The sequence below is a fragment of the Mesorhizobium sp. M7A.F.Ca.US.005.03.2.1 genome, assembly GCF_003997795.1.
Classification (GTDB): domain Bacteria; phylum Pseudomonadota; class Alphaproteobacteria; order Rhizobiales; family Rhizobiaceae; genus Mesorhizobium; species Mesorhizobium ciceri.
Genome location: NZ_RZRP01000386.1, coordinates 1 through 5,828, shown reverse-complemented (window position 1 = coordinate 5,828; position 5,828 = coordinate 1). Strand labels below are relative to the sequence as shown.

Sequence of the window (5,828 nt, the reverse complement as noted above, 5' to 3'; positions counted from 1 at the left end):
CTCGAGACCGACAAGGTGACGGTGGAGGTGCCTGCCGCCGCCTGCCGAAATCGACCCCAGCAGCGCGCCGACACCGACCGTCTCGCCTTCCTTGACGGTGATCTCACCCAGCGTGCCGGCGGCGGCGGCAGGCACCTCCACCGTCACCTTGTCGGTCTCGAGCTCGACCAGCGGTTCATCGGCGGCGATTGTATCGCCAACCTTCTTGAACCATTTGCCGACGGTCGCTTCAGTGACGGATTCGCCGAGAGTGGGAACGCGGATTTCGGTAGCCATTGTGCCTGTCCGTTTTCTTTCGGTTCTGTTGTTCGCCCAGATCTTCTCTATTCACCAAGCGCGTCTTCGAGCAAGGCGGCGAGTTGGGCGAGATGCTTCGACATCAGTCCGGTCGCCGGCGAAGCGGCGGCCGGACGGCCGGTGTAGCGCACCCGCTGATGCTTGGCGTCGATATGCGCCAGCACCCATTCCAGATACGGGTCGATGAACGACCAGGCGCCCATGTTCTTGGGCTCCTCCTGGCACCACACCATCTCGGCATTGCGGAACCGCGACAGTTCGGTGATCAGCGCCTTGGCCGGGAACGGGTAAAGCTGCTCGACGCGCAGCAGATAGATGTCGTTGATGCCGCGCTTTTCGCGCTCCTCATAGAGGTCGTAATAGACCTTGCCCGAACACAGCACGACGCGGCGGATCTTGGAATCCTTGACCAGCTTGATCGCTTGTCCGGAAAGCAGCTGCGCATCGTCCCACAGCAACCGGTGGAACGAGCTTTCGCCCGAAATTTCCGGCAGCGTCGACACCGCCCGCTTGTGGCGCAGCAGCGACTTCGGCGTCATCAGAATCAGCGGCTTGCGGAAGTCGCGCTTCAGCTGCCGGCGCAATATGTGGAAGTAGTTGGCCGGCGTGGTGCAGTTGGCGACTTGCATGTTGTCTTCGGCGCAAAGCTGCAGGAAGCGTTCGAGCCGGGCCGAGGAATGTTCCGGACCCTGGCCTTCATAGCCATGCGGCAACAGGCAGACGAGGCCCGACATTCTGAGCCACTTGCGTTCGCCTGACGAGATGAACTGGTCGAACACCACCTGGGCGCCGTTGGCGAAGTCGCCGAACTGCGCTTCCCACAAGGTCAGCGCCTTGGGCTCGGCCAGGCTATAGCCATATTCGAAGCCCAGAACCGCCTCTTCCGACAGCATCGAGTTGATGACTTCATAGCCGGCCTGAGCCGCCGACAGATTGTTGAGCGGGATGTAGCGGGTCTCGTCGCGCTGGTCGTAGAGCACGGAATGGCGCTGCGAGAAGGTGCCGCGTTCGGAATCCTGCCCCGACAGGCGGATCGGATTGCCGTCGAGCAGGATCGCGCCAAAGGCCAGCGCCTCGGCCGTCGACCAGTCGATGCCTTCGCCGGACTCGATCGCCTGGCGGCGGTTTTCGAGGAAACGGATGATCGTCTTGTGCGCCTCGAAATCCTTCGGCACCTCGGTCAGCTTCCTGCCGATTTCCTTCAGTGTCTTGACCGGCACGGCGGTCTTGCCGCGCCGCTGTTCGTCCTGGTTGTCGGCAGTGCGCAGGCCCGACCAGGCGCCGTCGAGCCAGTCAGCCTTGTTGGGCTTGTAGTGCTGGCCGACTTCCCATTCGGATTCCAGATGCGCCCGCCAGTCGGCTTTCAACTGGTCGAGCTCGGCCTGGGTGAGGTGACCCTCGGCGATCAGCCGGTCGCCATAGATCTGCACCGTCGTCTTGTGGTTGCGGATGTTGCGGTACATGATCGGCTGGGTGAAGGCCGGTTCGTCGCCCTCATTGTGGCCGAAGCGGCGATAGCAGAACATATCGACCACAACAGGCTTGAAAAACTTCATGCGAAACTCGATCGCCACCTTGGTGGCGTGCACCACGGCTTCCGGGTCGTCGCCATTGACGTGGAAGATCGGTGCTTCGATCATCTTGGCGACGTCGGACGGATAGGGCGAGGAGCGCGAAAAGCGCGGGTTGGTGGTGAAACCAATCTGGTTGTTGATGATGAAATGCAGCGTGCCGGCGACGCGGTGGCCGCGCAGGCCGGACAGGCCGAGGATCTCGGCGATCACGCCCTGACCGGCGAAGGCGGCATCGCCATGCAGCAAGAGCGGCAGCACCTTGGCGCGCTCTTCCAGCGGCACGATTTCCTCGCGGCTGCGGCCGAACAGATAATCCTGCTTGGCGCGCGCCTTGCCCATCACCACCGGATCGACGATTTCCAGATGCGAGGGGTTGGCGGTCAAGGACAGATGCACCTTGTTGCCGTCGAATTCGCGGTCCGACGAGGCGCCTAGATGGTACTTGACGTCGCCCGAGCCTTCGACCTCATCGGGTGCCGCAGAGCCGCCCTTGAACTCGTGGAAGATGGCGCGGTGGGGCTTGGCCATGACCTGGGAGAGCACGTTCAGCCGGCCGCGATGCGCCATGCCGAGCACGATTTCCTTCATGCCGAGCTGGCCGCCGCGCTTGACGATCTGCTCCAGCGCCGGGATCAGCGCCTCACTGCCATCGAGGCCGAAGCGCTTGGTGCCCTTGTACTTGACGTCGATGAACTGCTCGAAGCCTTCAGCCTCGACCAGCTTCTGCAGGATCGCCTTCTTGCCGGCGGCGGTGAAGGTGATCTCCTTGTCGGCACCCTCGATGCGCGCCTGGATCCAGGCCTTTTCCTCAGGGTCGGAAATATGCATGAACTCGACGCCGAGCGTGGAGCAATAGGTGCGGGTCAGGATTTCCAGCATCTGCCGGATGCTGCCGAATTCAAGCCCCAGCACATTGTCGAGGAAGATCGGCCGGTCGTAATCGGCTTCGGTGAAGCCGTAGTTTTCCGGCGACAGCTCGTTGTAGTCCTCGAGCGGCTTGGCGATGCCGAGCGGATCGAGATTGGCGTGCAGATGGCCGCGCATGCGGTAGGCGCGGATCATCATGATGGCGCGCACCGAATCGCGCGTCGCCTGGTGCACGTCGGCGTCGGACAGGACGACGCCATTGGTGACCGCCTTGTCCTTGACCTTCTTTTCGATCGTCTTCTCGACGATGCCCCAATTGCCGTCGAGCGCCGACACCAGTTCGCCATTGGCCTGCAGCGGCCAGGAGGGCTTGGCCCAGGAGGCGCCCTTGGCGTTCCTGCGCACATCGCCGGAATCGTCTTTCAGCCCGGCGAAGAACTCCTGCCATTCGGGATTGACCGAGGCTGGATCGTCCTCATAGGCGGCGTAAAGCGCGTCGATGTAATCGGCATTGCCGCCATAGAGGAAAGAGGTGAGAGAAAATTGGTCGTTGGCCTGATCTTGTCTTGCCATTTTTGTCCGCGGAGCCCGGCTCCGTCTCCTGTTTTTGGAGGGGAGTAGGGGAATAAGGGAATAGGGGAGCAGGGCTTTTTGCCGCTGCTATTTTCCCTACTGCCCTACTCCCTTACTCCCCTATTCCCTTACCCTTTGATCGCTTCGACCAAGGTCGTGCCCAGCCTTGCCGGCGACGGCGAAACTTTTATCCCGGCCGATTCCATCGCCGCGATCTTGTCTTCGGCGCCGCCCTTGCCGCCGGAGATGACCGCGCCGGCGTGGCCCATGGTGCGGCCGGCCGGCGCCGTGCGCCCGGCGATGAAGCCGGCCATCGGCTTCTTGCGGCCACGCTTGGCTTCGTCCTTGAGGAACTGCGCGGCGTCTTCCTCGGCCGAACCGCCGATCTCGCCGATCATGATGATCGACTTGGTCTCCTCGTCGGCGAGGAACATCTCGAGCATGTCGATGAACTCGGTGCCTTTGACGGGGTCGCCGCCAATGCCGACGGCGGTGGTCTGGCCGAGGCCGACATTGGTGGTCTGGAACACTGCCTCATAAGTAAGCGTTCCCGACCGCGAAACAACGCCGACCGAGCCCTTGCGGAAGATGTTTCCGGGCATGATGCCGATCTTGCATTCGTTGGGCGTCAGCACGCCCGGGCAGTTCGGGCCGATCAGCCGCGAGGTCGAACGGTCGAGCCTGGCCTTGACCCTGATCATGTCCATCACCGGTATGCCTTCGGTGATGCAGATGATCAGCGGGATCTCGGCCTCGATCGCTTCGAGGATGGCTTCGGCGGCGCCTGCCGGCGGCACATAGACGACGGACGCATTGGCACCGGTCTTTTCCTTGCCCTCGGCGACGGTGGCGAAGATCGGCAGGCTTTCGCCCTTCGCGCCGGTCCACGTCTCGCCACCCTTCTTGGGATGGATGCCGCCGACCATTTTCGTGCCGTGATAGGCCAGCGCCTGTTCGGTGTGGAACGTGCCGGTCTTGCCGGTCAGGCCCTGCACCAGCACCTTGGTGTTCTTGTCGACGAGGATGGACATGGGAGCCCTTTTCTAAAAACCGTTGATCGAGGAAAACATGGTCAGAGCCGCTTCAAGTCGGCGACGGTGAGGTCGCTCTTGGCGTTGCCGGTGTTGAGCGTCGTTGCCGGCTCGAACATCAGCACCACGGGCTCAACGGTGAGCGAGCGCGGCCGGTGTTCGACGCCGCGCGGCACGACGATGAAATCGCCCTCGCCGAGTTCGACCGGGCCGTCGCGGAAATCGATGGCAATACGCCCACGCAGCACGAGGAAGGCTTCGTCCTCATTGTCATGCGCGTGCCAATCGAAGACCTCGCCGAACTTGGCGACCTTCGCCTGGCTGTCGTTGACGTCGCCGGCGATATGCGGATCGAAGACCTTCTTGATCTTTTGATCCGCAGCCTCGACCAGGTTTATCTTATGCGGAGGCACCAGATCAGCCCTTCACCGCCGCCACGATCTTCTTGGCTGCATCGTCGAGATCGTCGGCCGACACCACGTTCAGGCCGCTGTCGTTGATGATCTTCTTGCCCAGCTCGGCATTGGTGCCTTCCAGGCGCACCACCAGCGGCACTTCCAGGCCGACTTCCTTGACCGCGGCAATGACGCCCTCGGCAATGATGTCGCACTTCATGATGCCGCCGAAGATGTTGATCAGGATGCCCTTGACCGCCGGATCCCTGGTGATGATCTTGAACGCCGCCGTCACTTTTTCCTTGGACGCACCGCCGCCGACATCGAGGAAGTTGGCGGGTTCGGCGCCATAGAGCTTGATGATGTCCATCGTCGCCATGGCAAGGCCGGCGCCGTTGACCATGCAGCCGATATTGCCGTCGAGCGCGACATAGGCGAGGTCGTATTTCGACGCCTCGATTTCCTTCTCGTCCTCTTCGGTGGTGTCGCGCAGTTCGAGCACGTCGGGGTGACGGAACAGCGCGTTGTTGTCGAACGACACTTTTGCGTCGAGCACGCGCAGCCGGCCGTTCTTCATGACGATCAGCGGATTGACCTCGAGCAGGCTCATGTCCTTCTCGACGAAGGCCTTGTAGAGGATCGGGAACAGCGTATCGCCGTCCTTGGCCGCATCGCCGTCGAGCTTGAGCGCGCCGTTGAGCGCCTTCAGGTCGGCTGAAGTGACACCTTTTTCCGGGTCGATGGCGACGGTGATGATCTTTTCCGGCGTGTCATGCGCGACCGCCTCGATGTCCATGCCGCCCTCGGTCGAGACGACGAAGGCAATGCGGCCGACCGAACGGTCGACCAGGATCGACAGATAGAGCTCGCGTTCGATGTCGGCGCCGTCTTCGATATAGAGGCGGTTGACCTGCTTGCCGGCCGGGCCGGTCTGCTTGGTCACCAGAGTGTTGCCCAGCATCTCGTTGGCGTTGGCGACGACATCGGCCACCGATTTCGCCAGCCGCACGCCGCCCTTGGCGTCCGGGCCGAGCTCGGTGAATTTGCCCTTGCCGCGGCCGCCGGCATGGATCTGGCTCTTCACCACATAG

Annotated in this window: 5 protein-coding genes; all 5 read right to left on the bottom strand. The window is 62.4% G+C overall.

Annotated elements, in window-relative coordinates; genetic code table 11:
* On the bottom strand, positions 1-276 hold a 276-nt coding region (locus tag EN991_RS20700; RefSeq protein WP_348630502.1), incomplete at its 3' end, for a biotin/lipoyl-containing protein.
* 47 nt (positions 277-323) lie between these two features.
* Positions 324-3,311, bottom strand: coding sequence for a 2-oxoglutarate dehydrogenase E1 component (locus tag EN991_RS20695; protein WP_027163286.1), 2,988 nt, complete (start codon positions 3,309-3,311; stop codon positions 324-326).
* 128 nt (positions 3,312-3,439) lie between these two features.
* Complete coding sequence (sucD, locus tag EN991_RS20690; RefSeq protein ID WP_013528849.1) at positions 3,440-4,342, bottom strand: succinate--CoA ligase subunit alpha; 903 nt, start codon at positions 4,340-4,342, stop codon at positions 3,440-3,442.
* A 41-nt stretch (positions 4,343-4,383) separates the two neighbouring features.
* Positions 4,384-4,755, bottom strand: a complete 372-nt coding sequence (locus tag EN991_RS20685; RefSeq protein ID WP_013528848.1) for a cupin domain-containing protein — start codon at positions 4,753-4,755, stop codon at positions 4,384-4,386.
* A gap of 4 nt (positions 4,756-4,759) precedes the next feature.
* The coding region (sucC, locus tag EN991_RS20680) for an ADP-forming succinate--CoA ligase subunit beta (protein ID WP_127369425.1) at positions 4,760-5,828 on the bottom strand (1,069 nt) is incomplete at its 5' end.